This is a genomic window from Oleiagrimonas citrea, from assembly GCF_012395255.1.
Classification (GTDB): Bacteria; Pseudomonadota; Gammaproteobacteria; order Xanthomonadales; family Rhodanobacteraceae; genus Oleiagrimonas; species Oleiagrimonas citrea.
In genome coordinates this window covers 59,740-85,823 of record NZ_JAAZQD010000004.1, presented here as the reverse complement: position 1 = coordinate 85,823, position 26,084 = coordinate 59,740, and the positions used below count along the sequence as shown (strand labels likewise).

Here is a 26,084-nt window from a genome sequence, read left to right as displayed (position 1 = left end):
ATGACGCGCAAACCCGAGCTGTCGTTCTGGCAGATCTTCAACATGTGTTTCGGATTTCTGGGCATCCAGTTCGGGTTCGCGCTGCAAAACGCCAACGTCAGCCGCATCTTCCAGACTCTCGGCGCGGACGTGAACAGCATTCCCGCGCTGTGGATCGCCGCACCGCTGACCGGCCTGATCGTGCAGCCGATCATCGGCCACTTCTCCGACCGCACCTGGAACCGCCTGGGCCGCCGTCGTCCGTACTTCCTGGCCGGTGCGGTGCTGGCCACGCTGGCGCTGATCGCCATGCCCAACGCCCCCGCGCTGTGGGTCGCGGCAGGATTGCTGTGGATCATGGACGCCTCGTTCAACGTGTCGATGGAGCCGTTCCGCGCCTTCGTCGGCGACCAGCTTCCGACCCATCAGCGACCGCTCGGCTATTCGATGCAGAGCGTATTCATCGGCATCGGTGCCGTGGTGGCTTCGCTGCTGCCCTGGGTCCTGGCGCATTTCGGCGTCGCCAACACGGCCCCGGCCGGCCAGATCCCGACGACCGTACACATCGCCTTCTACGTCGGCGGCGCGGTGCTGCTCGGCGCGATCCTGTGGACCGTGCTGACCACACGCGAATACCCGCCCGCGCAGTTGCAGGACTTCAGTGAAGCCGTGCGTACGCCTGCTCCCGTGGACGCCTCCCGTGCGTGGACGATCGGGCTGGCGTTTCTGGTCGTGGGGCTGATCACGCCCGCCGTGATCTATTACGGGCACCTGGAAAAGGAACTGTATCTTCTTGCCGGCATGCTGATCGTCTTCGGCGCCCTGTTCGTGTGGCTCAGTCGTACGCGTAGCCACGGCATGGTGCGCCAGGTCATGGGTGACCTCTACGGCATGCCCGGACCGATGCGCAAGCTGGCCTGGGTGCAGTTCTTCTCCTGGTTCGCGCTGTTCGCCATGTGGATCTACACCACCTCGGCAGTGACCGCGGTGCAGTACGGCACCACCGACACGCAGTCGGCGCTGTACAACGAAGGCGCGAACTGGGTCGGTGTGCTGTTCGGCGCCTACAACGGATTCGCCGCCGTGGCCGCCGCGCTGATTCCGCTGATGGCGCGCGCGATCGGCCTGCGCTGGAGCCACCTGATCAATCTTGTCCTCGGTGGACTGGGCCTGATCTCGTTCCTGTTCATACGCGACCCGGACTGGCTGCTGCTGTCCATGGTCGGCGTCGGCTTCGCCTGGGCCTCGATCCTGTCCCTGCCCTACGCCCTGCTGTCGGACAACCTGCCGACCGAGAAAATGGGCGTGTACATGGGCATCTTCAATTTCTTCATCGTCATCCCGCAGCTGCTGGCCGCCAGCGTGCTGGGCATCCTGCTGCGCGTGTTCTTCCACGGCCAGCCGATCTACGCGCTGATGCTCGGCGGCGCGAGCCTGATCCTGGCCGGCCTGCTGACGCTGCGCGTGAGCGAACCGACCTGAACCGAACCGTTTTCCGCAAAAGGGAACCGCCATGTCCAACCCACGTCGCTTCACCGCTGGCGTCACCGCCCTGGCACTGAGCCTTGTCGCCAGCAGCAGTGCCTTCGCCGCCGCGCCGCACGCACCGGCCGACTTCGTCGGCACCACGCAGCCGTTCGCATCCAACGCGATCTACTTCGTGGTCACCGACCGCTTCGTCAACGGCGACCCGTCCAACGATCATCGCCACCAGGGCGGCGCACACCCGACCTTCGACATCCCGGTGCACGGCCCGAACGGGCAGACCGCGAACCTCGGCTACTTAGGCGGCGACTTCAAGGGCGTGCTGGAAAATGCTGGCTACATCCGCGGCATGGGTTTCGGCGCGGTATGGATCACGCCGATCGTGGACAACCCGGACCAGGCATTCACCGGCGGGAAACCGGTCAAGTGGGGCAGCACACTCACCGACCACGGCAAGAGCGGCTACCACGGCTACTGGGGCATCAACTTCTACCGCGTGGACGAACACCTGCCCAGCAAGCACCTCGACTACGCGCAGTTCACCCACGGCATGCACGCCGCCGGCCTGAAAGTGGTGCAGGACATCGTGCTCAACCACGGCTCGCCCGCCTTCAGCATGCCGGTCAAGCAACCGCAGTTCGGCCAGATCTTCGACGCCAACGGCAAACTCATCGCCGACGAGGACAACCTGCCGCCCTGGAAGCTGGACCCGGTCAAGCATCCGCTGCAGCGCTTCTACAACGCCTGGCCCGACCTGGCGCAGCTATCCAACAACAACGACCAGAATCCGGCGGTGCTGAAGTACTTCGTCGACGCGTACCTGAAGTGGATCGGCGAAGGCGCGGACGCCTTCCGCATCGACACCATGAACCACATGTCCACGCGCTTCTGGGCCAAATTCGCCGCAGCCATTCATGCCAAGCATCCGGGCTTCTTCATGTTCGGCGAAGCGTTCGACTCCAACGTCGACAACCTCGGCAAGTACACCTGGAAGAGCGGCGGCAGCATGAGCCTGCTCGATTTCCCGCTGAAGGACGCGATGCGCAAAGTCTTCGAGCACCCGCACAGCGACTTCGGCACGCTGCAGGCCGCGCTGTACCTGACCAACGGCCCGTACGCCAACCCGTACCGTCTGGTCACCTTCTACGACAACCACGACATGAAGCGCCTGGATGCCAGCGACAACGGCTTCATCGACGCGAACAACTTCCTGTTCACCGCGCGCGGCATTCCGGCGATCTACTACGGCTCGGAAATCGGCTTCGAACGCGGCAAGGGCGAACATCAGGGCAACCGCAACTATTTCGGCCAGAAGCGCATCGACGCCGCATCGAAGTCGCCGATCTACCAGCACCTGAAACGCATCGCACAGCTGCGCGAACACACCCCTGCGCTGCAACGCGGCCTGATGCTGGTCGAGCACATGAAGGGCGACCAAGCCGCCTTCTACCGGGTACTGCAACACAACGGCACGCACCAGATCGCACTGGTGCTGCTGAACAAGAGCGACCGGCCCGCCAACTTCAGCGTGCAGCGCTACCTTCAGGCTGGCCACTGGCAGGCCGCCCTGGGTGGCTCCGACATCGATATCGCGAAGCACGGCACGCTGCACGCGACCGTGCCGGCACACGGCGCGCGCGTGTATCTGCTCGATGCTGTCGCCCAGCAGCCGGATCTGGTCGCCGAGCTGACCCGCCTGATGCGCGAGCGCGGACACCCGAGCGGCGTCTACACGCACTGAACCCGGTTTCCGCGCGCGTCACGTCATGGCGCGCGCGGCATACGCACTCGCGGGTCATCGATGCAATGGAAGTCTCCCGCGCAGCAATGCGTCGCGCGGACATTGGTGCGCCTAGGACACGTCGCGCACGCTGGACTTGCGCACCACCAGCTTGATCGGAAGGATCGAGGTTTCCACAGGATCGCCGTGGATCAGGTGCAACAGGTTGTCGACCAGGATCGTGCCGGCTTCCTTGGTATCCTGCCGCACCGTGGTCAGCGGCGGATGCGCGAAGCTGGCACTGGGCACGTCGTCGAACCCGGCCACAGCCACGTCCCCCGGCACGCGCAGCCCGTGCTCGTCCAGCGCACGCATGGCGCCGATGGCGATCAGATCGCTGGCCGCGAACACGGCGTCGAACTGCACGTTGCGATCCAGCAGCACGGTCATCGCCGCATGCCCGGACGCCTGCGTGCTCTCGGCATCCACCTGCAAATCCGGATCGACCTTCAGACCGGCGTCCGCCAGCGCTTCGGCATAGCCATGATGACGCTCGAAGAATTCGGGATAGTGCCGTGTCGCCTCGCCCAGAAACGCAATGCGCTTGCAGCCCTGCTCCAGCAGGTGCTCGGTCACGACACGGCCGCCGCTGTAGTTGTCGCAGCCGATCGAAGTATCGGGCTGATCCGGCAGCACCGCGCCCCAACGCACAAAATGCGTGCCCTGCTCCACCAGCTTGCGTGCCTTGTCGCAGTAGGCCAGATAGTCGCCGTAGCCGAGCAGGATGATGCCGTCGGCCTTCTTGCTGTCGGCATAGTCGGCATGCCAATCGTCCGACGCCTGCTGAAAGGAGATCAGCAAGTCGTAGCCCCGCTGCGTGCAGGCCCGCGTAATCGAACCCAACATGGCCACGAAGAACGGATTGATGTGCGAATCGTCGCTGGTCGGGTCCTCGAAGAACAGCAGCGCCAGCGTGCCCGAATGCTGCGTGCGCAGGTTCGAGGCGTTCTTGTCGACCTTGTAGTTCAGCTGCCGCGCCACCTCCTGCACCTTGCGCCGCGTCTCCTCGCTGACCAGCGGACTATTACGCAGCGCACGCGACACCGTGGCCTGCGAAAAGCCCGTCATGTACGCGATATCGATGGAAGTGGGTTTCTTGCCAGTAGTCACGAGACGATACAGAGCAGCCAGACCAGACCGCCGCCCGCGTCCCTGGGAACGGCCAGGGACAGTGTACTGGGTTCGGGGGTGGAGGCTACAGGGTGGGCGAGGCGAAAACTCCGTCGTCCAGAGCTGCGTCACGGCACGCGGGTACTCGACGATGCGGTACAGCTTCAGCTTGCTTCATACCGCGCAGCCCCGCGCAATTTTGTGATCAACATTGTCCCTGACAACTTTTCCAATGAGTCGGGCAGGTTCGCGGCCTACCTCCCGCACGCGAAGGTAGAGGAACGGCACCGGGAACGATTGCTACGAAGGGGAAGGCACCAGTTCGGAAGCGTGGAAGAAGGACAAAAAACCAACCGATACAAAGACCTAAATAGCCAACATGGCAGGCTAAATTTCGGAATCCAACTTTGTAAATGTCTTTCTCCAAAACAATCGTTGGAGAAAAAATGGAAATTGAGCTACGTCATGTCGCGAAGGTTTGGGTTACATCTTCCGATCCGAATGAGAAAGACCACCTAGCCGGCATGCTGCGAGGACTGGCAAACGGCATCAGTGGCTTTAGTACCCTGCGAGGACAAACCAATGCTCGCTGCCATCGTGGGTTGCCGTTGCGCTTTCGATTTCATAGCCGCCAGAAACGGCGTGAGTTCATTCGTGTAGCGACCGGACATTTCGACGAAAAAATCGTAATCAAGAAATTCCGCACTCTTTAATCGTGAACCTGAGTTGTGCGTTTCGATCTGAACGGGACGCACAACTCTACGTATGAGAAATCTCAGGCTAGGTTTTCGCTTCTTCTTTGGAAAGTGGTTTGACGGCACTACTCTCAAGCTCGCTGGCCGTCAGGAGGACCAAGCCTTGCCCACGTAGCGAGACAGCGAACGTTACGAGATGGATGATGTGGATGGTCTGCGACGAGGGATCGTCGGGGACTGGGCACCTGAGAAGCACCTACGCCTTCAACGCTACGTAGACATTTCCCGAGCGGCCCACCGGAAATTCAATGGCAACTCTTCATACAGCGAGGTTTACGAATTGTGCTCACCAGGAAGCTCGTCGACCCACTTCCATATCAGCACGTACGGTTGCTAAGCTCCAGTGATGCCAAACTTCAGCCCTGATACTGCTGCTCTTGCTGAGCGCGCTCAACAAGTCCTCGAGGAAATGTGGGGAGAGGTGATGGAGTTGCCTGACCCAGCTGCGCACAGGCACCCTCGACTGTCTCAGGACATCAATGACCTGATCCAGAATGGTGGAAACACCTATCCATACATGCTTTTGACACAGGTGCTTGGCAAAGCAACCGATACGTCGCTCAACACCCTCTGCATACAGGACAGCTCATCCCTTGGTAACGCATGGGACGCACGGTCTCTCGCCGCTAAAGTGACGGTGCCCTGGAACGATGCGAACGGCAAGCCTTTCCCGGGCAAGAACGCTGACCCATATGTGAACAATCCGGCACGCTGGAAGAACTTCGGAGCAGAGATGCGAGCTTCGACGCGCGCAGTCGAGATGTACGACCAGCTCGAGGCTCTTGTGCAGCTAGCCGAGGCGAATGAAGCCCTGTCCGCTGAAGATATCCTTCGCCTGGTCCTGATCGAAGCTCGCCTAATTCTAGAGGCAAATAAGCAGCCGTACTTCGGTCCGAAACGTAGTAGCGCCACAAGGATTTTGGCACTTTTCGACGAATTTCTACAAGCTCGATCCAACGGCGTTCGACTGCAGGTAGTCTGCTATGCCCTTTATCAGGCACTCGCAGAGGCATGTCCAACCTTTGGCTCAGTTAGCTCAGAGTCAACAAACACATCTGATCATTCTTCGAGGCGCACAGGCGACATCGAATGCGTTGTAGATGATGATGTTGTACTAGCGGTCGAGATCAAAGACCGAAGGATTCGCCTTGATGACGTCGAAGCTACGATACTCAAGGCTCGCCAGAACGGGGTCGATAATGTGCTATTTGTCGCCAGAGTGGAACCCATCTTCGACGATGAGTCAGCCATTAGGGAGCGCGCAAGGCGCGAATTCGAGAACGGCATCGACGTCAACTTCGTCCCGTTTAATCAACTAGCCAATCATATCCTCACGCAGCTCAGCCCGAACCAGCGCACGGACGTATTGAGGAAGGTTCACGATGCGCTGCATGAACTTGGTGCAAGCTATGTACACACAAGGGCTTGGACGGGTTTGCTGACAGCCGTCTAGCCAGATAGTGCACGCTTCAATTGAGTAGCCACGATCGTGGCAAGGGCTGGCGGTACCGCATTCCCGATCTGAGCGTAACGCTGACTTTTTCGCCCGACGAATTCAAAGTTGTCTGGAAATGCCTGCAAGCGCGCGGACTGTCTAACGGTCAGCCTTGAGCAACCCTCAACATCGCCGCGTCGCGGCTTACCTCCACTTATCAGATGTTCGTGATAGCGCTCTATCACACCATCCGGGTCAAGGATATGCGTTCTGTTTCCACCAGCTGATGCTGGAATCGTGAAGGATGGAGCCTTCATGTCTAGAGGGCGCCCCTTTCCGTTAAGCAGCATGCCAGCATAAGGACTCCGGCGGAGAATGGGGTTTTTCGCATATACCACTCGCGCCGTATTAGGTTCGTCCTCAGGACACCCTTTCAAGGCTCTCGCCACTGAGACGTGACGCTTCCGTCGCCCTCCATGCGTGGGTTCTGGAAATGCGAACTCAGTCGGCTCACTCGTACCCACAATGATGAGGCGCTGCCTCTTTTGAGGAACGCCGTAGTCCGCTGCATTAAGCACCGTCCACTGGACGTCGTAGCCAAGCGCGCGGAGATCATCGAGCCTCTCTTCCAGGTAACTACGGAAGCGACTGGTCGCCAGACCAGCGACATTCTCCATCAAGAATGCCTTGGGCTTGACCTCACGCACGGCTCTAACAAATTCAGGCACCATGTCACGCAAATCGCCATGTCCCAACTGTTTACCCGAGACTGAGAATGGCTGGCATGGTGGACCGCCCGCGACGAGATCGATGGCTCCGCGATAACGCTTAAAGCTAACCTGGCGAACATCCTCCCAAAGATGATCCATCTCCGGCATGTTGTGCGCGTGCGTTGCCATCGCCACCTTGTCGTACTCCAGAGCGGCGACCACGTCCCAGCCGGCGTCTCGGAGTCCAAACGACAGACCACCTGCACCCGAAAACAAATCAATCGCTTTAAGCATTCTTGGCTCGATCCAATGTCAATAATCCTTGAGGGTCGCCACCGAATTTACGTAGAGCGCTCCCACGAGGGCGCTTAGGCTCGATGTGGATCCGTGACAACACTTCTCGGTGGTCAATTCCACGCTCCCCAAGCTCGCCGAGCAAGACGGCAATGACAGCTAGATGAGTAGGAACGCGCCCACGACTGGCGTAGTTCGAGAGCGACACCCTGTTCATACACAGGAGTTCGGCGAACCCCGTCAATGTGAGTCCTGCTTTCCTTACGTTCCGTTGGAACTCGTCGTAGTCCATAGAATCAATGCTACCTCACGCAAGGTCATGAAGCTATGACCCAGAGTCATTAATTTATTACATTTATGAGCGGACTTTACCGGAAGGGCTGCCACATGAAACAGATTCCGTCGGCTAGAGGCGGAGGCAATTTAAGTCAGGATATTGCCCAGCTGCAACACCCTGCCCCGCCCGCCCCGACCGTGATGATGTAAGGTGGGCAAACAAGCGCATCCGAAACGACTTGTTTTGCGCGTTCCGCGCGGCCGTCTGCCGCCCGCCTCGCTCCCACTCATGCCACGCCGCGAGACCCAGTCCCCGGGAGCGACCATGTCCAGTCTTTTCGCATGCAGCGCGCACGCAATCCCCCTTCCACACATCTGTCGCCTGCTTGGCGCCGACCATCGTGTTTTATGGCACAGTCCAGTCACACCGCTCCGCAGCCCGCTTATGGGGTGCCGTCGCGGCCGACCGAACTTCTCCGTATGAACGCGCGCAAGCTTCCTGCGCCGCGCAAGGCTCATTGTTCATCCTGCGACGCGGTATGTTGCCGGCTGACCGTGGTTCTTCAGGCGTCGGACCGCATTCCGGACCATCTCACCACCCATACGGACAACGGACTGCACGTGATGGCCAAGGACCCGGAGGGCTGGTGCGTGGCGATGGACGGTGCCCGCATGAACTGCGGTATCTACGAAACGCGCCCTTCGGTATGCCGGCGCTTCGTCATGGATGGCCCCTATTGCAGGGCCGTCCGTACTGAACATGATGAACGCCCTACCGACAGCACGGCTCTGACGCCCGCCTGACGGCAGGCTGTCCGCACGCGCGCAACGCCGCTCTCGATGCCCCTCATGGAGGGACGCCGCACGAGCACGAACCAAGACTTTCTTTCACTCAACGCAGGAGTCCCGGATTGGCAAAGACCAATTACTCATACGAAAAGCGTCAACGCGAAATCGCCAAGAAGAAGCAGAAAGAGGAAAAGTTGGCCAAGAAGCGCGCTGCGCGCGAAAGCCCCCACCAGGACGCTACGGGCAACGCTTCCGCAGGGAGTCCGTAAGCGCGATGGCCGATGCTGATCCGGTAAATCCGGGTCAGAATCCAGGCCGCTTCGCGTTGAACGTGGAGGGCCGCGGAAGCCTCATGTCGTCTGGCCCGCAGATCGCGCTCATGGTCGGCCAGCCTGTTCTTCAGACCGGCCGACAGCTCGAGTTCGACACGTCGCCGCTCACGCCGCGACGCCGAAAAGCGCGCCAACGCCGCCCGTCAATGCCATCGCCAGGGCGCCCCAGAATGTGACGCGCCAGGTGGCCAGCATCACGGGAGCACCTCCAACGCGTGCGGCCAGAGCACCCAACAGAGCCAGAAACAGGAGCGAGCTGCCCGAGACCGCCCACAGGACCATGGACGTCGGGACCAGGACCGCGACCAGCAACGGCAGGGCCGCGCCCACCGCGAACGTACCGGCGGAAGCAAGCGCAGCCTGCACGGGACGCGCAGACAAGGTCTCGGAGATGCCCAGCTCATCGCGTGCATGCGCACCGAGCGCGTCATGCCGCATCAACTGGGTCGCCACCTTCGCGGCCAGGTCCGCATCCAGCCCGCGTCGGACATAGATCGCCGACAATTCCGCATGCTCGTGCTCCGGACGGGTGTCCAGCTCCTCTTGCTCGCGGGCCAGGTCGGCACGTTCGGTGTCGGCTTGCGAACTGACCGACACATACTCGCCGGCCGCCATCGACATGGCGCCCGCGACCAAGCCGGCCACACCCGCAACCAGAATCGCCTGGGGACTCGCACCGGCCGCTGCAACGCCAAGGACCAGGCTCGACGTGGAAACAATGCCGTCGTTGGCGCCAAGCACGGCCGCCCTGAGCCAGCCGGTCCGATGCGTTCGGTGTGCTTCCACGTGCTTCATGACACGACTCTCATAGATGGTGAGTCCGGAACGTATCACGGCCGAACCCTGCACTGGGCCTCGCTTCTTCGTACCGGGCACTGCGTGGCCAGCTTCCGGCTACCCGAATCTGTTCCCGGCACATTTGTCGAATCCGGCTCGACTTGCCTTTCCTGCAGACAAAAAAAGGCCCCGCCGAAACGGGGCTTTTTATTGGCTGGAGGGACCAGGATTGTTTGGCTCCGTCCATGGGCCTCACCCCTCCGCGCTACGCGCTCCGGGGCCAGCCTTCGGCTGTCCAAATTTGTTCCCGACAAATTTGTCGAACGAGCTCCGACTTACCGTTCTCCCAGCCAAACAAAAACCCCCGCCGGAGCGGGGGTTCCTGTTTGGCTGGGGGACTAGGATTCGAACCTAGATAGGCAGAGTCAGAGTCTGCAGTCCTACCATTAGACGATCCCCCAAGAAGCGGATCGGCCGCGCAGTATATACGAAACTTAGCGCTTCGAGAACTGCGTGGCGCGACGTGCCTTGTGCAGACCGACCTTCTTGCGCTCGACTTCGCGGGCGTCACGGGTCATGAAGCCGGCCTTGCGCAGCGGCGACTTCAGATTTTCGTCGTACTCGACCAGCGCGCGGGCAATGCCAAGGCGGATTGCGCCGGCCTGGCCGGTGATGCCGCCGCCGCTGACGGTGACCTTGATGTCGAATTTATCGGTCATCTCGGTCAGTTCGAGCGGCTGGCGCACGATCATGCACGAGGTTTCACGACCGAAGAACTCGTCCAGCGGCTTGCCGTTGACGACGATCGAACCGTTGCCCTTGCGCAGGAACACGCGGGCGGCGGAGGACTTGCGACGGCCGGTGCCGTAATTCTGCTGAATCGCCATGATGATTCCTTAAAGCTCCAGCGTCTGGGGCTGCTGCGCGGCATGCGGGTGCTCGGCGCCACCGTACACCTTCAGCTTGCGATACATCGCGCGGCCCAGCGGATTCTTGGGCAGCATGCCCTTCACGCCGATCTCGATGACGCGCTCGGGGTGCTTGGCCAGCATGTCCTGCAGGGACATATGCTTCATGTTGCCGACATAGCCGGTGAAACGGTGATAGGTCTTGTCACCCATCTTCCTGCCGGTCACGGCCACTTTTTCCGCGTTGATCACGACGATGTAATCGCCGGTATCGACGTGCGGAGTGAACTCCGGCTTGTGCTTGCCGCGCAGGCGGCGAGCGACTTCGGAGCAGAGCCGACCAAGCGTCTTGCCCGTGGCGTCGACCACAAACCAGTCGCGTTTGACGCTCTCGGACTTGGCGCTGAACGTATTCATCTCGAAATACCCGTCTAGCCGCCCTGTAGGGCGGACCGCAATGGTGAAACGAAAGGCGCGAAAGAATAGCCGAATCCGGCACTCCGCGCAAGCCGGTCGATCAACCGACCGTGCGTAAGAGGGCGATGATAGCATGAATCGCATGTTTGACGACCCCCTTACAGGATCAGCATCCACGCCTCAGGCACGCATCGCCGAACTCGCCGATCAATGCGTGATGTGCGGCCTGTGCCTGCCGCACTGTCCGACCTACGCGCTGGACGCCACCGAAGCCGAATCGCCGCGCGGCCGCATCCGACTGGCCCGCGCGCTGACCGACGGCTCGCTGACCGGTGACCTGAACCCGGTTCGCGAATATCTCGACCACTGCCTGAGTTGCGGACAATGCGAACGCGCATGCCCGTCGCAGGTCCGTTATGGGGAGCTTCTGGTCCAGACCCGCGCGATCATCGGGCCGGCACCGCAACGACCGACACGTCTGCTCGACATCGTATCGCATCCACGCCTGGCGACTCCGTTGATTCGACTTGCGCGCGTGTTGCGCGCACCGCAATGGATGCCGGCCCTACTTGAACGCGTTCACAGCGGAACTGCCACGAGCATGCGCGCGGCGCTGCGCATGCTCGGATCAAGCCCATCACGCGGCGCGGCAGCGAGATCCGACACGCGACCTGCGCCGACACCCGAGCGCCCGCGCGTCGGCCTGTTTCCGGGCTGTATGGCCTCCGAACAGGAGGCCGCTGCCCTGAAGGCGGTCGAACGTCTGCTTGATGCAGCGGGCTTTGCCGTACAGCACCTTCCCGTCCGCTGCTGTGGCGCCATGGACCGGCACGACGGCCTTCCCGCGCGCGCTACCCGAGCCGCGCGCGCCACGGAAAAGGACTGGCGTCACGCGGATTCTCCCGAGACCGTATTGACGATCACATCCGGTTGCCTGGACACCCTGCGGCACGATCTTCCGGCAACCCGTGTCGAAGACGCACTGGACTTTCTGGCGCGACACGCTGATCGACTGCGCTTCCGCCCGCTCGCCCTGCGTGCGGCACTGCACGTGCCCTGCACACGAGGCAGCGAATCGACGGGCGAGGACGCGGCGCTCAGGCTGCTGCGCCGCGTGCCCGAACTCGACGTGCAGGTCCTGCCGACCGCCCCGGGCTGCTGCGGCGCGGCCGGCAGCCATGCGCTCACCTTCCCCGCGCGCGCCGAGCGCCTGCGCGCGATCAAGCTCGAACAGATCGATGACTTGGCAGTCGACCGTCTGTTGTCGTCCAATATCGGCTGCCGCCTGCACCTGGCCGCCGGCAATCCCGCGTTGCCGACCGAGCACCCGCTCACCCTGCTGGAACGCCAACTGGAATCCGCATGAACGCACGCACCCTGACCCCGCTCGACCGTTTCTTCATCGGTGTCGAAAACGCACTCGAAGCCGTCGCGGGCCAGCCCGACGCCCAACGCCCATCGCCAGCACAGGCGCACCCCGATGTCGAAATGGAAGACGCCGATCGCCGCCATGCCGCCGGCCTGATGCGCATCAACCACACCGGTGAAGTCTGCGCACAGGCGCTATACAAGGGACAGGCGCTGCTGGCTCGTGACGACGAGACTCGCGAACATCTGCTGCAAGCGGCCGTGGAAGAAACCGACCACCTGGCCTGGTGCGCGGATCGTCTACGCGAACTGGACAGTCGTCCGAGCCTGCTCAACCCGCTGTGGTTCGTCGGCAGCATGGCCATCGGCGCGGCCGCGGCCGCGGTCAACGACCGTGTCAGCCTGGGCTTCGTGGTCGAGACCGAACGACAGGTCGAGGCGCACCTGGCCGAACACATCGAACGCCTGCCCGCCGGGGACGAACGCTCGCGCGCGGTGCTCAGACAGATGCAAGAAGACGAGATTCGCCATGCCGACAACGCCCTCGCGCGCGGCGGCATCGAACTGCCGGCGCCAATCCCGACGCTGATGGCGTTGACCTCGAAGGTGATGAAGGCGGTCGCCTACCGGATCTGACCAAGCGGTGGCCCTGGATGCAGCGCTCGCCCTTTCTTCGGCGCGCATGCGGTGCTTGAGTCGGCCGGGTCCCGGTGTTCGCCGGGATGACGACTACGCGAGATCGCAGTGACCCAAGATCACGACGACGACCACCCAGGATCACGCCCCCTCTTGAATGAAGGCCATGCGGATGCCGGCTTTCCAAGAAGCCGGCCGTCCAGGATGGCGACCAAGAGCGATGACGGCCATGCGTGATGATGCTCGCGTGATGACAGTCCGGCCATGGGGCCGCTCGGATGGTGAGCAACGGAATGGCGCGCGCCCCGCTTCCGCCGGGTCATGCCGCGCGGGAACGGTCGCGCGAGCACCGGGGTGTTCAGATGGTCCGCGCTCCGGCGGCGCCCATGAGCCGGCCGCGGAAGTAGGCGCGATGGGCGAGCGCGAGCATGGCGTGATCCTCGGCGGTATCGCCGTAGGCATGGATCTCGCCGAAGCTCGACAGATCCCAGGCCGCCCGTACGCGCCGCGCTTTTTCCTCGCCCACGCACTGGGCGCCCTCGTAGCGGCCGGTGACGAGGCGGTCGACCACCTGCAGGCGTGAACAGATCACGGGCAACCCGTGTTGCGCGCACCAGGGCTGCAGGTAGACATCCAGCGCGCCGGAGACCACGGCCACCACGTCGCCGCGGCGGCGATGATCGTCCAGGCGCTGCATCATGCGCATATCCAGCCGCGTCGGTAATACGTTCCGCGCGAAGGCTCCGCCCGCCGCGCGCAGCGCGTTCGCCGGCAGGCCGCGGAATCCAAAACGCACGACCTCGGCGCGGATGCGGCTGCCGGACACCCAGCCGGCCTTGTAGCCGGCATACATCGGCCCGAACCAGAGGCCACCCAGGTAACGACGCCACGACGGAGTGGCCGCGCGCATGAAATCGGCGAAGGTCTCGCGAACGGTCAGCGTGCCGTCGAAGTCGAACAGCGCCAGGCCCGGCGTTTCCGGTGGTCGGTCCATAGGCATGTCGAGGCATTCACCGATGTGAAAACGGCCCGCGTCGTGCGGACCGTCTCGTCACATCAGGTTGCGGCCGTGGAACAGCTCTTCGATCTCGCGACGCACCAGCAACTCGATGCGCTTGCGATCCTTGAAGGACAGCTCCTCGGAATGCGCCTCGAACAGATAGGTATCGAGGTCGAAGTCCTTGATGTGCATCTTTGTGTGGAACATGTTCTCCTGATACACGTTCACATCGAACATCTCGTACTTCTGGCGGATGTGCCGCGCCAGATAGTCCTGGATCGAGTTGATCTTGTGGTCGATGTAGTGCTTCTTGCCCTTCACGTCGCGGGTGAAGCCGCGCACGCGGTAGTCCATGATGACAATGTCGGACTCGAAGCTGTCGATCAGGTAGTTCAGCGCCTTCAGCGGCGAGATGACGCCGCAGGTGGCCACGTCGATGTCCGCACGGAAGGTCGCGATGCCGTTGTGCGGATGCGTTTCCGGATAGGTGTGGACGGTGATGTGGCTCTTGTCCAGATGCGCCACGGCGCCGGAGATCGAGTCCTTGCCGAGCTTCTCGACCACCGGCTCCTCGGAGATGAGGATGGTGACGGAGGCGCCCTGCGGATCGTAGTCCTGGCGTGCGATGTTGAGCACGTTGGCGCCGATGATGTCGGCCACATCCGTCAGGATCTGCGTCAACCGGTCGGCGTCGTAGGCTTCGTCGATGTACTCGATATAGCGCTGCCGCTGCTCCTCGGAGACGGCATAGCAGACATCATAAATATTGAAGCTCAGGGCCTTGGTAAGGTTGTTGAAGCCCTGGAGCCGAAGACGCGGAAGCGGTTTCACCACGGCTACCCTCCGGAATGCTCGGGTCGGCTCTGGCGCAGAGGTCACCGGCAAGATGGGATCAGCGGTCGGGGCGGGACCATCGCAGGGATGCCCTTGCCCGCCGCACGGAACGCAGCGCCACGACAGAAGCGCCGCGCCGGAATGCGCAATTATGCGGCATGCCTGCGGGGATTTGAAGAGATGCAAGTATCCTGTTCCCCGCTCCAGACAGGTCGTGGGAAGGCACAAATGCGAACGCATGTTCATCCGTGCGAAATGGCTTCCGATTTGGCTTAGGCGCACAAGTCATAAATAGCTATAGTATGGAGATGCATGCCGGTTCCGCGTAGGGGGAGTTCCCGCGGGACCCGTTGACTGTCGCTGACGGAAGTACATCGTGGCCCAACTAAAATACCTGCTACAGCAGCAATTCGTCCGCCATCACGCGCCCGGGGGGCTCGGTCCCGACCCGCAATCGATGGAGCGCTTTCTGGCGCACTGCCATCGTCGTCGCTATCCGAAGAAGACTGCCATCGTCCGCCCGGGCGACCCGGCCAACACGCTGTACTACATCATCGACGGTTCGGTGACGGTGTGCAGCGAGGACGAGAACGGGCGTGAACTGATCCTGGCCTACATCAACCGCGGCCAGTTCATCGGCGAAATGGGTCTGTTCGTCGATCAGTCGGAGCGCGAATCGCTGGTGCGCACGCGCACCACCTGCGAGCTGGCCGAAATCAGCTACGAACGCCTGTTCCAGCTGTTCGAGAGCACGCTGAAGGACGAATGTCCGAAACTGCTGTTCGCGATCGGCTTCCAGCTGACCAACCGCCTGCTGCGCACCTCGCGTCAGGTCAGCCGCATGGCGTTCATGGACGTCACCAACCGCGTCGCGCGCACCCTGCTGGACCTGTGCGACGAGCCAGACGCGATGACGCATCCGGATGGCACCCAGATCCGCATCTCGCGCCAGGAAGTGAGCCGTATCGTCGGCTGCTCGCGCGAGATGGTCGGCCGTGTCCTTAAGCAGCTCGAGGAGCAGGGCATGATCGACGTCTCCGGCAAGACCATCGTGGTGCGCGGCACGCGCTGACCCCGAGAAACACACCGCGCCGCACGGATGCGGCCGGCACGAGCGCAAGGCTCAGTGCCAGTGTACGCGAGTGACGCTACGACCCAGCTCCCGCTCGACCCGCTTGCACCACTTTGGCGAAGCATTGACCAGCACCGCCTCCGCCGCTTCGCGCAGCATCGGCAGATCGTAGGCCGAATCGCCGTACGCCACGGCCCAGGGCGGCTCGACGCCGGCCCCCTTCAACGACTCGATCTTGCGCACCCCGACGTTGTGCAGCTGCACGCGCATGCCCAGGCGACCACTTCGCAGGCGCGAGGCCAGAATCGGAAGATCGCGCAGACCGAGCTCGTCGAAGATGCTGCGCACCAGGGTCTCTTCGCACCCCGTCACCACGATGACCCGATCGCCGTCGCTCAGATGCTGCCGCAGCCGCGTGAGCGCCGGGCGGTGGAAACGGCGCGGCTGACGCACCAGCTCGATGCCGAAATCCCGCGCCAGGCGACGATAGCCGTCCTCGCGCAGACCGCACAGCACGGCGAAGATCAATGCCTTGACGGCCCAGCGCCGGGTGAACGGCAGCGTCGGCAGGAGCGGCACGCACAGACCGAGGCCCAGCCACTTGCGCCAACGTCGGCGTTCCAGGCGTGCGCGCACGAACGCCGCGAAGGCATCGCCGCGCAGCACCACGCCATCGAAATCGAACAGCACGACGCGCGATACCGGAGCAGCCTCGGCCCCGGCGTCCGCTTCCCTTTCTGCACGCATCGTCGTCAGCTGAAGAACAACCGCTTCAATTCCGCACCCGGGTCCTCGGCGCGCATGAATGCCTCACCGACCAGGAATCCCTCGATGCCGGCCTCGCGCATCCGCTCGACGTCCTCCGGCGAACGGATGCCGCTCTCGGTGACCAGCACGCGGTCGTAGGGCACGTAGTCGCGCAAGTCCATCGAGGTGTCGAGCGAGGTCTTGAACGTACGCAGGTTGCGGTTGTTGACGCCGATCAGCGACGCCGGTACCGCCAGCGCGCGATCCAGCTCGTCGAGGTCGTGCACTTCCACCAGCACGTCCATGTTCAACTGCGCAGCCAGCAGGGTCAGTTCCAGCAGCGCATCGTCCTCCAGCGCCGCGACAATCAGCAAAATGCAATCGGCGCCGATCGTGCGCGCCTCGTACACCTGGTACGGCGCAACGATGAAATCCTTGCGCAACACCGGAAGACTGCAGGCATCGCGTGCCGCTTTCAGGAAGGCCTCGCTGCCCTGGAAGAAATCCTTGTCGGTCAGCACCGAAAGACACGCCGCACCCGCCTCGGCATAAGCCTTGGCGATCCGGGCCGGATCGAAGTCGTCGCGGATCACGCCCTTGCTCGGACTGGCCTTCTTGACCTCGGCGATCACCGCCGGATCGCCGGCGTCGATGCGCGCTTCCATCGCTGCAGCGAAGCCGCGCGTCTCGGGCAGGTCCGCACAGCGTGCAGCCAGCTCCTTCAACGGCAGCTGGGCTTCGCGCTCGGCGATTTCCTCGGTCTTGCGGGCGAGAATGCGATGAAGGATGTCAGACATGGTCGAAACGGGGAATGGAGGAAGGTCGACTCGGCTCGCATCTTAACGGCAAACGCCGCCGATGTTGCACCCCCGCGTCAATCGCCCGCCAGACGCTTTGTCGCGGCCACGAAATCGAGCATCTTGCGCTCGGCCGCGCCGCTCTCGATGGCCTCGCGCGCGGAGTGAATGCCGCTGTCGATGCTGTCGGCGCTACCGGCCGTATACAGCGCCGCACCGGCATTCAACTGCACGATGTCGCGGGCCACGCCCGGCGTGCCGGCCAGCACCTCGCGCACCATGCGCATCGATTCCTCGGCATTATCCACGCGCAGGTTGCGGCTGGACGCCATCGCCAGACCGTATTCCTCCGGTTCGATCTCGTACTCGCGCACCATGCCGTCGCGCAACTCGCCGACCTTGGTCGTTGCACCCAGCGAAATCTCGTCCAGGCCGTCGCGGCCGTACACCACCAGCGCACGCCATACTCCCAAGCGTTCAAGCACGCGCACCTGGATACCGACCAGATCCTCGTGAAACACGCCCATCAGGATGTTCGGCGCGCCAGCCGGATTGGTCAGCGGACCGAGGATGTTGAACAGCGTGCGCACGCCCATTTCCTTGCGCACCGGCGCGACGACCTTCATCGCCGGATGATGGTTCGGGGCGTACATGAAGCCGATGCCGGTCTCGTCCAGACAGTCCGCGACCTGCTTCGGCGTCAGGTCGATGCGCGCGCCCAGCGATTCCAGCAGGTCCGCGCTGCCCGACTTCGACGACACGCTGCGGCCGCCGTGCTTGGCCACCTTGGCGCCCGCCGCCGCGGCGACGAACATCGCCGTGGTGGAGATGTTGAAACTCGACGCACCGTCGCCGCCGGTACCGACGATGTCGACCAGGTGCTCGGTGCCGCGCGCCGGGACCGGCGTCGACAGCTCACGCATCACGCGCGCCGCGCCAGTGATCTCGCCGATGGTTTCCTTCTTCACCCGAAGACCGGTCAGGATCGCCGCGGTCATCAAGGGACTGACCTTGCCGCCCATGATCTCGCGCATCAACTCGATCATCTCGTCGTGGAAGATTTCGCGATGCTCGATGGTGCGCTGCAACGCCTCGTGCGGGGTGAAAGCCATGAAAGCGACTCCGTGTACGTATTTGTGTCAGGCTGCCTTGGGCAGCGGCAAACCGAGGAAATTGCGCAGCAGATCATGCCCCTGACGGGTCAGGATCGACTCCGGGTGGAACTGCACGCCCTCGACCGGCAGCGTCTTGTGCCGGAGACCCATGATCTCGTCCAGGCTGCCATCGGGGTTTTCGGTCCAGGCCGTGATCTCCAGACAGTCCGGCACCGAATCCGGCGCCACCACCAGCGAATGGTAGCGCGTGGCCTCCAGCGGGTCCGGCAGCCCGGCGAACACGCCCTGGCCGCGGTGGCGCACCGGCGAGGTCTTGCCGTGCATGATCTGCTTGGCACGCACTACTTCCCCGCCGTAGATCTGGCCGATGGACTGATGGCCCAGGCACACGCCGAAGATCGGAATCTCCGCGCCAAGCTGCTCGATCGCCGCCAGCGACACGCCGGCGTCGTCGGGTGTACCCGGCCCGGGCGAGATCATGATGCGCGAGGGCTTGAGCGCGCGGATGCCGTCGACATCGAGCGCATCGTTGCGCACCACCTTCACCGGCTGGCCCAGCTCGCCCAGGTACTGCACCAGGTTCCAGGTGAAACTGTCGTAGTTGTCGATCATCAACAGCACGGAGCATGTCCTCGATGGAGCGGCACGGGCGCCGCCAGGGCGCCCTATTGTGACGGCCGCATGCGCCGCCGTCACCTGACGACTGGTCATGAGCGCTACATGTGTACCGCCAGCTTGATCCAGGCCGTGCGACCCGGCTCGTTCACGCGCACCGTATTGACGTAACCGGCCAATTCCACCGACGACGCGTTGATGTGCTCGGCGTAGGTGCGGTTGAACAGGTTGTCGATGCCCGCGCTGAGCGTCAGTGCATCGTCGAGGCGAACGCCGCCGTTAAGCGAGAACACGGCAAAACCGGGCGTCGGACCGAGATCCTGGCCGACGATGTTGCCCTCGCCCACCGCCACGCGGTGCTGCGCGACCACGCCGCGCCACAGCCCGCCGACCGACCATTTCCCGGTGTCGTAGGTCAGACCCAGCTTCAGATCCAGCGGCGGCATCTGCGGTAGCGGGCGATGCTCGGTGCGGTTTGCACCCCAGGCATAGGCCAGCGTGGCATCGACTTTCCAGCGCTTCGTCAGCGCATGGGTGACTCCGGCCTCGCCGCCGGCGATGCGTGCGTCGACGTTGCGCACCGCGCCGGTGGTCATGCCCGTGGGGTAATGGATCAGGATGAAATCCGCGATCGCGCCGTAATAACCGGAGACCCACGCCTTGGTGCGTGCATCGCGATATTGCAGGCCGATGTCGAGCTGGGTGGTGCGTTCCGGGCGCGTGTGCAGGAAGGCGCTCCGCGACGTGTCGACGTGCTGGCCGAACAGTTCCCAGTAATCCGGGAAGCGCTCGACATGGCCGATGCCGGCATAGAAGGTAGCGGGCGCAGAGGCCAGATCGCGCTCGTAGCGGACGAAGCCCGACGGCAGCGTGTCGCTGCGGCTGGCCGCGACCGTGGGCGTGGCATCCATCATCATGCCCATACCGCCGCTCATGGCCGTGCTCGAGGTCATGCCAGCCATGCCGGACGACATGCCATCGGCCTTCAGGTGATAACCGTGCGCATGCGCGCGGTCCAGACGCGCACCGGAAATCAGTCGCTGCCGCTCCGTCAGGTCCCAGTGCAGCTCGGCGAACGCCCCGGCCGTCTCGATGCGGGCATCGCGGACTCGCGGCAGCTCCTTGTAGTAGTTCATGCTGCCCGGCGGGCCGCCGTTGCGCGCGCTGTGCACATTGCCGGAACCATCGAAGCCGGCCGTCAGACGCACGTCGTCACTCCACTCGAAAGTGCCGGCCAGGCGACCACCGACCGTGCGCCGATCGACATTGCTGGCCATGGCCATCGGCATCCGGCTGTTCGGATCGGGATGGCGCAGCGTGAAGTTGTCCATCACGTGATCGGCATAGTTGGTGTACACGCGGGCATCCAGCTTGGTGAAATGCGTGCTCAGGTGCTTCTGCACCACGTGCAGTGCCGCGCTCTTGCGCAGAAACTGCGCGCCGTCCATGCCGCTGAACGCATACGCGGCCTGACCATTACCGCGACCGGCCGTGAGCTCCACGCGGGTATCGTCGCTGGGCGTCCAGCCGAGTGTGGTGTCGACGTTCCAGCGCTCGTAGCGGCTGTGCACACGATGCCCGGAGCCGTCCTCGTAGTCGCCGGCGCGCGTGTGATTGGCGGCCACCTCCAGATAGCCTTGCGGCGTACCGGCGCGCAGGTCGACCATCTGATCGTTGCGCCCGCGCGTGCCGCCCAGCAGGCTGCCGTCGAACGACCAGCCGGGTTCGTCGTAGCGCTCATGCTCGCGCTGGAAAAGCACCGTGCCGGCCGAGTTGCCGGGACCGTAGAGCACGGTTTCCGGCCCCTTGATGATGGTCACCTTGTCGTACAGCTCGGGCGCAATGTAGGCCGTCGGCGGGTCCATGCGCGACGGACAGCCACCGGCGATCTGGCCGCCGTCTACGAGAATGTTCAGGCGCGAACCGACCATGCCGCGCAGCACCGGATCGCCGTTGCTGCCGCCCTTGCGGATGGTGTCGAAGCCGGGAACGGTCTTCAGCAGGTCCGCGCCGTCGCTGGCCGGCACCGGCTGGTGCGCCGCCTTCGGATCGAGCGTCACGGTCAGCGGCGCATCCTGCATCGGTGCGGTCACGACCACCGGCTGCAGCGCCTGGGCCCGATCGGTTTTGGCATCGTGCTTGTGCGACGCAGGCTGCGAAGGCGCTGCCGAGACGGCAAGAGGAAAAGTCAGGGCCAGCGCAATGCCGGCCGCGAGAGTACGGCGCGCGCAGGCACGCCCTTTCGGGGAAAGAGGAAACATGGATTCATCCTGCAAACAATACGCATCGCCGCGCACGGCCATCGGCCCTGCGCGGTGTGGAGACAGCAATCAGGCCTGCGCCTGCGGCGGTCCCCGAGGATGCGAAGCAAGGATGGAATACGGCGTGTCGACGAGCGGTGCCGGACCGGCTGGCGGCAGCGGCGGCAGCGGCGCGGCCAGCACGAGTGCCGGCGGCACACCCACCTGCAGCGGAATGTGGCAGAACAGGCTGCAGTACGCGCAAGCATCCAGCGGCGCGCCATGCGGCGTGCCGTGTCCTTCGGATGCCGTGTGGCCGACCGTCGGACCGCAGTCCGCGGCCATCGTCATCGGCGGCATGAGCACCCGCGAAACCACGGGCGCGACCGCAGTCAGGACGAGCGCGGACAGGCACAGCCAAGCCAGCACACGGAATTGTCGGCGCGAGAAGATCAAGCAGCGAACCCCGGAAAGCCACATGCCGCAGTCACGTGCGGCGACAGAAGGATCGCACGCCTCGGTTTCGTTCGCCTGTGACATCGTGTCGCGAAAACAGGCTAGCGCGACTCCGCTGCGGTGCGCAGTTCGTCCCAAAGCTCGCTGCGACGCCAGATGCGACGATCGCCCTGTTCGGCTTCGTGCACCAACGCCAACAGCCGCGCATTGGCCGGTGCGGGCATTCCTTGTCGCGAGGCCAGACGGACCACCTCACCGTTGATGTGCTCGATTTCGGTGCGCCGGCCCGCGGCCAGGTCTTCCCAGGTCGAGGAACGCGCCAACGGATCGATCGCCAGCAGGCGCTGCGCCAGCAAGCCGAACACGGCATCCGGCGCACGCAACAGCGTGGGCAACCAGCGCGCCGGCAACGGCGTCAGGCGCGCGGGGCGGATACCCGCCGCCTTCAGCGCGCGCAGCGCCTCGTCCTGCAGCAACGCCAGGCATCTGCGGTAGTCGCGCAGCGCCAGCTCCTCGCGCAACGGCAAGTCCGACAGCGCGTTGACGCCATTGTTGAGATTGAGCAGCAGCTTGGCCCACTGCACTTCGCGCATGTCATCGCGCAGTTCCAGCGGCAGACCACAGGCTGCAAAGGTCGCCGCGAACGGCGCCAGCGCGGCATGCCGCTCGGCCATGAGCGTGCCGGCCGAGGCGCGATGCAGCCGGCCGTGTCCACGGTGCAACACATTGAAAGGCACCATGCCAGCCAGGACCGTGCACTTCGGCAGCGCCTCGCGCAGCACAGGCACGTTCTGCAGGCCGTTCTGCAGACTGAGCACCACGGCGCTCTCGCGCAGCACGGGCGCTAGCGCCTGCGCCACCGCGGGCGTGTCGTCGGACTTGACCGTGATCAGCACCAGTTCCGCGGTGCGCGCGACCGTGATGTCGGTGACGTAGTCCAGATCCTGCGGCAAGCGTTCGACGCGCCCGCCATCCAGATCGGTCAGACGCATGCCATGTTCGGCAATCACGGCGCGCACGCGCTCGCGTCCCACCAACCGCACCCGCGTCTGCATGCCCAGATGACCGCCCACGAAGCAGCCGATGCTGCCAGCGCCGATCACGGCAATCTCGGGATGCGGCTCGTTCATGGCTTGCGCGCTCGTACCGGGTGCCGACAGCCTAGCGTACCTGTGTGCGTGGCGGCGCCGAGCCCGCCGTCACTTGCCCTGCGTGACCCGTTCGCGACGCGCCTCGTAGGCCCTCACGTGCAAATGCGCGGCGCGCAGCACCGGATAATTGCCCTCGCCGCCGCGACGCAGCAGATCGCCGAGGATATGATCGCCCTCGGTGCGGCTGCCGCTCTCGACATCGCGCAGCATCGACGCCATCAGCACCGAGTCGACGTCCGTGATGATCCGGCGCACCCGCTGCGTGGCTTCCTCGCCCGGTGGATATCCGCACTGCGTGGCGACAGCAGCGCATTCGTCCCAGAGCTTCAGCGCCAGATCCCCGGCGCCGGCCGCGATGATGTCGCCGACCGAAGCGCGCATCAGGCAGGTGATGCCGGCGAGGTTGGCGATCAGCACCCACTTCTCCCACATTTCCTGGCGGATGTTTTCGCTCAACCGCACGTCGAAGCCGGCGTCGTCGAGCACCTTCAGCACGGCCGGCTCGGACGACGTGGCCTGCGGATCCAGTTCGCCGAAGACCAGTTTGTGGGCAGGCGCAAAATGCTGGATCCGCCCCTCCGCATCGAGCGCGGCGGAAATCAGGCACAGGCCGCCCAGCACCGCTTCGTGGCCGAACCGCTCGCGCAGCACCTCCAGATGCCGCATTCCATTCAGCAGCGGCAGAATGCGCGTATGCGGACCGACCGCCGGTGCGAACGCGTCCATGGCGCTGTCGAGATCGTAGGCCTTGCAGCTGAGCAGAATCAGATCGAACGGCGCATCCAGCGCATCGGCCGTCACCGTCGGCGGCGCGGGCAGATCAAGATGGCCCACGGGGCTGCGCACATGCAGCCCGCGCTCGGCCAGCAGCGCGGCGCGGCGCGGCCGCACCAGAAAGGTCACGTCGCGACCCGCGGCCAGCAGCCGGCTGCCGAAATAGCCACCCGTCCCGCCGGCACCGAGGACCAGAATTCGCATTGCACAGTCTCCAAGCGTTCGCATTCGCGCACACCATACCGCGACCGGCCCTGTCGTGGACGCCGCCGGACAGCATCGGCGCTTTGTCGGACAATAGGCGCATGCCCCGTGTGCTGCGCCCGCTCCTGCTGCTGTCCCTCGCCCTGCTGCTGAGCGGCTGCTACTACCTGCACCTGGCCACCGGCGAGACCCGCCTGCTGATGCGCCGCGAACCCATCCGCAAGGTGCTCGACGCTCCCGGCACCGACCCGGCGCTGAAAGCCCGCCTGCGGCTGGCGCTGCGCGCCCGCGCGTTCGCCTCCGACCGCCTCGACCTGCCGCGCAACCGCAGCTACACGCTGTACGCCGACATCGGTCGACCGTTCGTGATGTACAACGTGTTCGCTACGCCGCCGCTGTCGATGCGACCGATCACGCACTGTTTCCCGATCGCCGGCTGCGTGGCCTACCGCGGCTACTACAAGAAGACACGCGCCGAAGCCGAAGCCGGGCGCCTGCGCGTCAAGGGCGACGACGTCTACATCGGCGGCGTGCCCGCCTATTCCACGCTCGGCCACTTCGCCGACCCGATTCTGTCGAGCATGAACCGCTGGAGCGACGACGAGCTGGTCGGCACGATCTTCCACGAACTGGCGCACCAGAAGCTGTACGTGAAGGGCGACACCGCCTTCAACGAGGCCTTCGCCACCTTCGTGCAACGCGAGGGTCTGCGGCAGTGGCACGCTGCCGAGCATCTGGCGCCGTCCAATCCCGGCGCGACGCAGCGCGCGGAGCGTTTCACCCGACTTCTTCTGAGAACGCGCGAACAACTGGTGAAACTGTACGCCAGCGACCGCAGCGATGCCGAGAAGCGACGCCTGAAAAAGGCGGCCTTCACCGAACTGCGCACGCGCTACCGCACACTGCGCGCTGGCCCGTGGCGCGATCACGCCGACTACGACGCCTGGATGGCACAACCGCTGAACAACGCCGCGCTACTGCCGTTCGCGCTCTACGATCGCGACGTGCCTGCCTTTGCCACGCTGTTCGCGCAGGTGCACGGCGACTGGCCCGCGTTCTTCGCCGCCGTGCGGGCGCTTTCGAAACTGCCCGCAGCGCAGCGCCACGCGAAACTGGACGCACTGCGCACACATTCTTGAGTTAAGCCTCGAAAGGCTCTCTCGGCGTGTGACGCACGCATTCCCTCCGGGAATCATCCGAGCGAACACCGGGACCCCGCGACTTCGCATGCCGCCGGCGGGAAAATCGCCGGACTCCAACTTTCAGCGACATCCATCCCGACGAATGCTGCGCCGATGCACCAAGTGCAGACCGCGGCGACGATTACTATCGCGGCCCGTCCTGCGCCACGTAGTGCCGTTCCGCCGTGCGCGGATCGAAGTACACCGCCGTGATGACGCCGGTCTCGGGATCGACGAAGCGCTCGCCGGTGTCCTGCCAGTGCGCCTCGATGCGCTTCGGACCGATGCGCTTGTAGCGCCAGCTCTCGAACGCCACGCCCGCGCCCAGCACCAGCGCGCCGTAGAGCAGCCACGGCAGCGCGTGCAATCCCTGGCTGGTCAACAACACGCCCAGCGCACCGAGCAGGCACAGCACGCCGAGCGTCAGCAGGACGGTACGCAGCATGGCCGAGTCCTCAGGCGTCTGGTTCGAGCACCACCGCGGTGCCGTAGGCGACGATCTCGCTCATGGTCTGCCCGATTTCGGAGGAGTCGTAGCGCATCATCACCACCGCGTTCGCGCCCATCGCAGCGGCGTTGGTGACCAGACGGTCCAGCGCGTGCCGGCGCGCCTCTTCCAGCAGCGAGGTGTACTCGTGAATCTCGCCGCCGACCAGCGAGCGCAGGCCGGCCATGATGTTGCCGCCGATGCCACGGCTGCGCACCACCACGCCGAACACCTGCCCCTTCACTTCGCGTACCCGTTTGCCGGGGACGTTTTCGGTGGTGACGACCAGCATCGTTGCTCTCCTATCGGTATGGGCGCCGTTGCTTCGCCCGACATCGTAAAGTCGATTCGGCTCGAACG

At 64.0% G+C, this 26,084-nt stretch carries 26 protein-coding genes and 1 tRNA gene; 9 read left to right on the top strand and 18 right to left on the bottom strand.

Annotated elements, in window-relative coordinates:
• A complete protein-coding gene (locus HF690_RS10405) occupies positions 1 to 1,461 on the top strand; it encodes an MFS transporter (protein ID WP_168609400.1) in 1,461 nt (486 codons plus the stop codon).
• A gap of 31 nt (positions 1,462 to 1,492) precedes the next feature.
• On the top strand, positions 1,493 to 3,205 hold the full coding sequence (locus HF690_RS10400; protein ID WP_168609399.1) for an alpha-amylase family glycosyl hydrolase: 1,713 nt from the start codon (positions 1,493 to 1,495) through the stop codon (positions 3,203 to 3,205).
• 111 nt (positions 3,206 to 3,316) lie between these two features.
• Here the strand turns inward: HF690_RS10400 and HF690_RS10395 are convergent, their stop codons facing one another.
• Positions 3,317 to 4,354: a LacI family DNA-binding transcriptional regulator gene (locus HF690_RS10395; RefSeq protein ID WP_338042903.1), complete on the bottom strand. Its 1,038-nt coding sequence runs from the start codon at positions 4,352 to 4,354 to the stop codon at positions 3,317 to 3,319.
• Positions 4,355 to 4,767: 413 nt separating this feature from the next.
• On the opposite strand from HF690_RS10395, the gene HF690_RS10390 reads away from it, so the two are divergent.
• Entirely contained in the window at positions 4,768 to 5,067 is a 300-nt protein-coding gene (locus HF690_RS10390) for a hypothetical protein (protein WP_168609397.1), read from the top strand.
• A gap of 388 nt (positions 5,068 to 5,455) precedes the next feature.
• Positions 5,456 to 6,562 (top strand): restriction endonuclease, SacI family, encoded by a 1,107-nt coding sequence (locus HF690_RS10385; RefSeq protein ID WP_168609396.1) that lies wholly within the window; start codon positions 5,456 to 5,458, stop codon positions 6,560 to 6,562.
• Here the strand turns inward: HF690_RS10385 and HF690_RS10380 are convergent.
• Positions 6,559 to 7,548: a DNA cytosine methyltransferase gene (locus tag HF690_RS10380; protein ID WP_168609395.1), complete on the bottom strand. Its 990-nt coding sequence runs from the start codon at positions 7,546 to 7,548 to the stop codon at positions 6,559 to 6,561. The two genes, HF690_RS10385 and HF690_RS10380, sit on opposite strands and share 4 nt — an antisense overlap.
• A gap of 756 nt (positions 7,549 to 8,304) precedes the next feature.
• Here HF690_RS10380 and HF690_RS10375 point away from each other — a divergent pair.
• Positions 8,305 to 8,628 carry a YkgJ family cysteine cluster protein gene (locus tag HF690_RS10375; protein WP_168609394.1) on the top strand — a complete coding sequence of 108 codons (324 nt, stop codon included), beginning with the start codon at positions 8,305 to 8,307 and terminating at the stop codon, positions 8,626 to 8,628.
• 422 nt (positions 8,629 to 9,050) lie between these two features.
• On the opposite strand, the gene HF690_RS10370 is transcribed toward HF690_RS10375, so the two are convergent.
• The 4 genes from HF690_RS10370 to rplM form a co-directional block, all read right to left on the bottom strand.
• Entirely contained in the window at positions 9,051 to 9,740 is a 690-nt protein-coding gene (locus tag HF690_RS10370) for a VIT1/CCC1 transporter family protein (protein WP_168609393.1), read from the bottom strand.
• Between the two features lie 369 nt (positions 9,741 to 10,109).
• Positions 10,110 to 10,183: transfer RNA gene (locus tag HF690_RS10365), tRNA-Gln, on the bottom strand.
• Between the two features lie 33 nt (positions 10,184 to 10,216).
• Complete coding sequence (gene rpsI, locus HF690_RS10360) at positions 10,217 to 10,609, bottom strand: 30S ribosomal protein S9 (protein WP_168609392.1); 393 nt, start codon at positions 10,607 to 10,609, stop codon at positions 10,217 to 10,219.
• Positions 10,610 to 10,618: 9 nt separating this feature from the next.
• Positions 10,619 to 11,047, bottom strand: coding sequence for a 50S ribosomal protein L13 (gene rplM / locus HF690_RS10355; RefSeq protein WP_113063894.1), 429 nt, complete (start codon positions 11,045 to 11,047; stop codon positions 10,619 to 10,621).
• A gap of 133 nt (positions 11,048 to 11,180) precedes the next feature.
• On the opposite strand from rplM, the gene HF690_RS10350 reads away from it, so the two are divergent.
• Together HF690_RS10350 and coq7 are read left to right on the top strand one after the other, a co-directional pair.
• A complete protein-coding gene (locus HF690_RS10350; RefSeq protein WP_240151717.1) occupies positions 11,181 to 12,413 on the top strand; it encodes a (Fe-S)-binding protein in 1,233 nt (410 codons plus the stop codon).
• Positions 12,410 to 13,051 (top strand): 2-polyprenyl-3-methyl-6-methoxy-1,4-benzoquinone monooxygenase, encoded by a 642-nt coding sequence (coq7, locus tag HF690_RS10345; RefSeq protein WP_168609391.1) that lies wholly within the window; start codon positions 12,410 to 12,412, stop codon positions 13,049 to 13,051. Before HF690_RS10350 ends, coq7 begins: the two co-directional genes overlap by 4 nt.
• 358 nt (positions 13,052 to 13,409) lie before the next feature.
• On the opposite strand, the gene HF690_RS10340 is transcribed toward coq7, so the two are convergent.
• Together HF690_RS10340 and speD are read right to left on the bottom strand one after the other, a co-directional pair.
• Positions 13,410 to 14,051 carry an HAD-IB family phosphatase gene (locus HF690_RS10340; RefSeq protein ID WP_240151716.1) on the bottom strand — a complete coding sequence of 214 codons (642 nt, stop codon included), beginning with the start codon at positions 14,049 to 14,051 and terminating at the stop codon, positions 13,410 to 13,412.
• Between the two features lie 51 nt (positions 14,052 to 14,102).
• Positions 14,103 to 14,885, bottom strand: coding sequence for an adenosylmethionine decarboxylase (speD, locus tag HF690_RS10335; RefSeq protein WP_113063898.1), 783 nt, complete (start codon positions 14,883 to 14,885; stop codon positions 14,103 to 14,105).
• 457 nt (positions 14,886 to 15,342) lie between these two features.
• Between speD and crp the strand changes: the two genes are divergently transcribed.
• Positions 15,343 to 15,957, top strand: coding sequence for a cAMP-activated global transcriptional regulator CRP (gene crp / locus HF690_RS10330; protein WP_193568481.1), 615 nt, complete (start codon positions 15,343 to 15,345; stop codon positions 15,955 to 15,957).
• Between the two features lie 51 nt (positions 15,958 to 16,008).
• Here the strand turns inward: crp and HF690_RS10325 are convergent, their stop codons facing one another.
• From HF690_RS10325 to panE, 8 genes are all read right to left on the bottom strand, one after another.
• Positions 16,009 to 16,704, bottom strand: coding sequence for a haloacid dehalogenase-like hydrolase (locus HF690_RS10325; protein ID WP_168609390.1), 696 nt, complete (start codon positions 16,702 to 16,704; stop codon positions 16,009 to 16,011).
• Between the two features lie 5 nt (positions 16,705 to 16,709).
• Positions 16,710 to 17,501, bottom strand: coding sequence for an indole-3-glycerol phosphate synthase TrpC (gene trpC / locus HF690_RS10320; RefSeq protein ID WP_113063901.1), 792 nt, complete (start codon positions 17,499 to 17,501; stop codon positions 16,710 to 16,712).
• A 77-nt stretch (positions 17,502 to 17,578) separates the two neighbouring features.
• Positions 17,579 to 18,613, bottom strand: a complete 1,035-nt coding sequence (trpD, locus tag HF690_RS10315; protein WP_168609389.1) for an anthranilate phosphoribosyltransferase — start codon at positions 18,611 to 18,613, stop codon at positions 17,579 to 17,581.
• 27 nt (positions 18,614 to 18,640) lie between these two features.
• On the bottom strand, positions 18,641 to 19,237 hold the full coding sequence (locus HF690_RS10310) for an anthranilate synthase component II (protein ID WP_113063903.1): 597 nt from the start codon (positions 19,235 to 19,237) through the stop codon (positions 18,641 to 18,643).
• Positions 19,238 to 19,332: 95 nt separating this feature from the next.
• The gene (locus tag HF690_RS10305) at positions 19,333 to 21,492 is read right to left on the bottom strand and encodes a TonB-dependent copper receptor (RefSeq protein WP_168609388.1); all 2,160 of its coding nucleotides are present in this window, start codon (positions 21,490 to 21,492) and stop codon (positions 19,333 to 19,335) included.
• A 69-nt stretch (positions 21,493 to 21,561) separates the two neighbouring features.
• Complete coding sequence (locus HF690_RS10300; RefSeq protein WP_168184647.1) at positions 21,562 to 21,927, bottom strand: DUF2946 family protein; 366 nt, start codon at positions 21,925 to 21,927, stop codon at positions 21,562 to 21,564.
• A gap of 101 nt (positions 21,928 to 22,028) precedes the next feature.
• Positions 22,029 to 23,057, bottom strand: coding sequence for a 2-dehydropantoate 2-reductase (locus HF690_RS10295; RefSeq protein ID WP_113063906.1), 1,029 nt, complete (start codon positions 23,055 to 23,057; stop codon positions 22,029 to 22,031).
• A gap of 69 nt (positions 23,058 to 23,126) precedes the next feature.
• The gene (gene panE, locus HF690_RS10290; RefSeq protein ID WP_168609387.1) at positions 23,127 to 24,056 is read right to left on the bottom strand and encodes a 2-dehydropantoate 2-reductase; all 930 of its coding nucleotides are present in this window, start codon (positions 24,054 to 24,056) and stop codon (positions 23,127 to 23,129) included.
• A gap of 101 nt (positions 24,057 to 24,157) precedes the next feature.
• On the opposite strand from panE, the gene HF690_RS10285 reads away from it, so the two are divergent.
• A complete protein-coding gene (locus HF690_RS10285) occupies positions 24,158 to 25,195 on the top strand; it encodes an aminopeptidase (protein ID WP_168609386.1) in 1,038 nt (345 codons plus the stop codon).
• Positions 25,196 to 25,382: 187 nt separating this feature from the next.
• Here HF690_RS10285 and HF690_RS10280 read toward each other — a convergent pair whose 3' ends face one another.
• Positions 25,383 to 25,682, bottom strand: coding sequence for a hypothetical protein (locus HF690_RS10280; RefSeq protein WP_113063908.1), 300 nt, complete (start codon positions 25,680 to 25,682; stop codon positions 25,383 to 25,385).
• A 10-nt stretch (positions 25,683 to 25,692) separates the two neighbouring features.
• Positions 25,693 to 26,016: a YbjQ family protein gene (locus tag HF690_RS10275; RefSeq protein ID WP_168609385.1), complete on the bottom strand. Its 324-nt coding sequence runs from the start codon at positions 26,014 to 26,016 to the stop codon at positions 25,693 to 25,695.
• Positions 26,017 to 26,084 lie beyond the last annotated feature (68 nt).

What these genes read in the sequence shown, in the direction of transcription:
- rpsI (WP_168609392.1), bottom strand. Translation starts at nt 10,609, where the DNA reads ATGGCGATTCAGCAGAATTACGGCACCGGCCGTCGCAAGTCCTCCGCC.
- crp (WP_193568481.1), top strand. Translation starts at nt 15,343, where the DNA reads ATGGAGCGCTTTCTGGCGCACTGCCATCGTCGTCGCTATCCGAAGAAG.
- HF690_RS10285 (WP_168609386.1), top strand. Translation starts at nt 24,158, where the DNA reads ATGCCCCGTGTGCTGCGCCCGCTCCTGCTGCTGTCCCTCGCCCTGCTG.
- HF690_RS10295 (WP_113063906.1), bottom strand. Translation starts at nt 23,057, where the DNA reads ATGAACGAGCCGCATCCCGAGATTGCCGTGATCGGCGCTGGCAGCATC.
- HF690_RS10305 (WP_168609388.1), bottom strand. Translation starts at nt 21,492, where the DNA reads ATGTTTCCTCTTTCCCCGAAAGGGCGTGCCTGCGCGCGCCGTACTCTC.
- HF690_RS10350 (WP_240151717.1), top strand. Translation starts at nt 11,181, where the DNA reads ATGAATCGCATGTTTGACGACCCCCTTACAGGATCAGCATCCACGCCT.
- HF690_RS10400 (WP_168609399.1), top strand. Translation starts at nt 1,493, where the DNA reads ATGTCCAACCCACGTCGCTTCACCGCTGGCGTCACCGCCCTGGCACTG.
- HF690_RS10280 (WP_113063908.1), bottom strand. Translation starts at nt 25,682, where the DNA reads ATGCTGCGTACCGTCCTGCTGACGCTCGGCGTGCTGTGCCTGCTCGGT.
- HF690_RS10375 (WP_168609394.1), top strand. Translation starts at nt 8,305, where the DNA reads ATGAACGCGCGCAAGCTTCCTGCGCCGCGCAAGGCTCATTGTTCATCC.
- HF690_RS10275 (WP_168609385.1), bottom strand. Translation starts at nt 26,016, where the DNA reads ATGCTGGTCGTCACCACCGAAAACGTCCCCGGCAAACGGGTACGCGAA.
- HF690_RS10340 (WP_240151716.1), bottom strand. Translation starts at nt 14,051, where the DNA reads ATGCCTATGGACCGACCACCGGAAACGCCGGGCCTGGCGCTGTTCGAC.
- HF690_RS10325 (WP_168609390.1), bottom strand. Translation starts at nt 16,704, where the DNA reads ATGCGTGCAGAAAGGGAAGCGGACGCCGGGGCCGAGGCTGCTCCGGTA.
- HF690_RS10405 (WP_168609400.1), top strand. Translation starts at nt 1, where the DNA reads ATGACGCGCAAACCCGAGCTGTCGTTCTGGCAGATCTTCAACATGTGT.
- rplM (WP_113063894.1), bottom strand. Translation starts at nt 11,047, where the DNA reads ATGAATACGTTCAGCGCCAAGTCCGAGAGCGTCAAACGCGACTGGTTT.
- trpC (WP_113063901.1), bottom strand. Translation starts at nt 17,501, where the DNA reads ATGTCTGACATCCTTCATCGCATTCTCGCCCGCAAGACCGAGGAAATC.
- trpD (WP_168609389.1), bottom strand. Translation starts at nt 18,613, where the DNA reads ATGGCTTTCACCCCGCACGAGGCGTTGCAGCGCACCATCGAGCATCGC.
- HF690_RS10370 (WP_168609393.1), bottom strand. Translation starts at nt 9,740, where the DNA reads ATGAAGCACGTGGAAGCACACCGAACGCATCGGACCGGCTGGCTCAGG.
- panE (WP_168609387.1), bottom strand. Translation starts at nt 24,056, where the DNA reads ATGCGAATTCTGGTCCTCGGTGCCGGCGGGACGGGTGGCTATTTCGGC.
- HF690_RS10380 (WP_168609395.1), bottom strand. Translation starts at nt 7,548, where the DNA reads ATGCTTAAAGCGATTGATTTGTTTTCGGGTGCAGGTGGTCTGTCGTTT.
- HF690_RS10390 (WP_168609397.1), top strand. Translation starts at nt 4,768, where the DNA reads ATGTCTTTCTCCAAAACAATCGTTGGAGAAAAAATGGAAATTGAGCTA.
- HF690_RS10385 (WP_168609396.1), top strand. Translation starts at nt 5,456, where the DNA reads ATGCCAAACTTCAGCCCTGATACTGCTGCTCTTGCTGAGCGCGCTCAA.
- coq7 (WP_168609391.1), top strand. Translation starts at nt 12,410, where the DNA reads ATGAACGCACGCACCCTGACCCCGCTCGACCGTTTCTTCATCGGTGTC.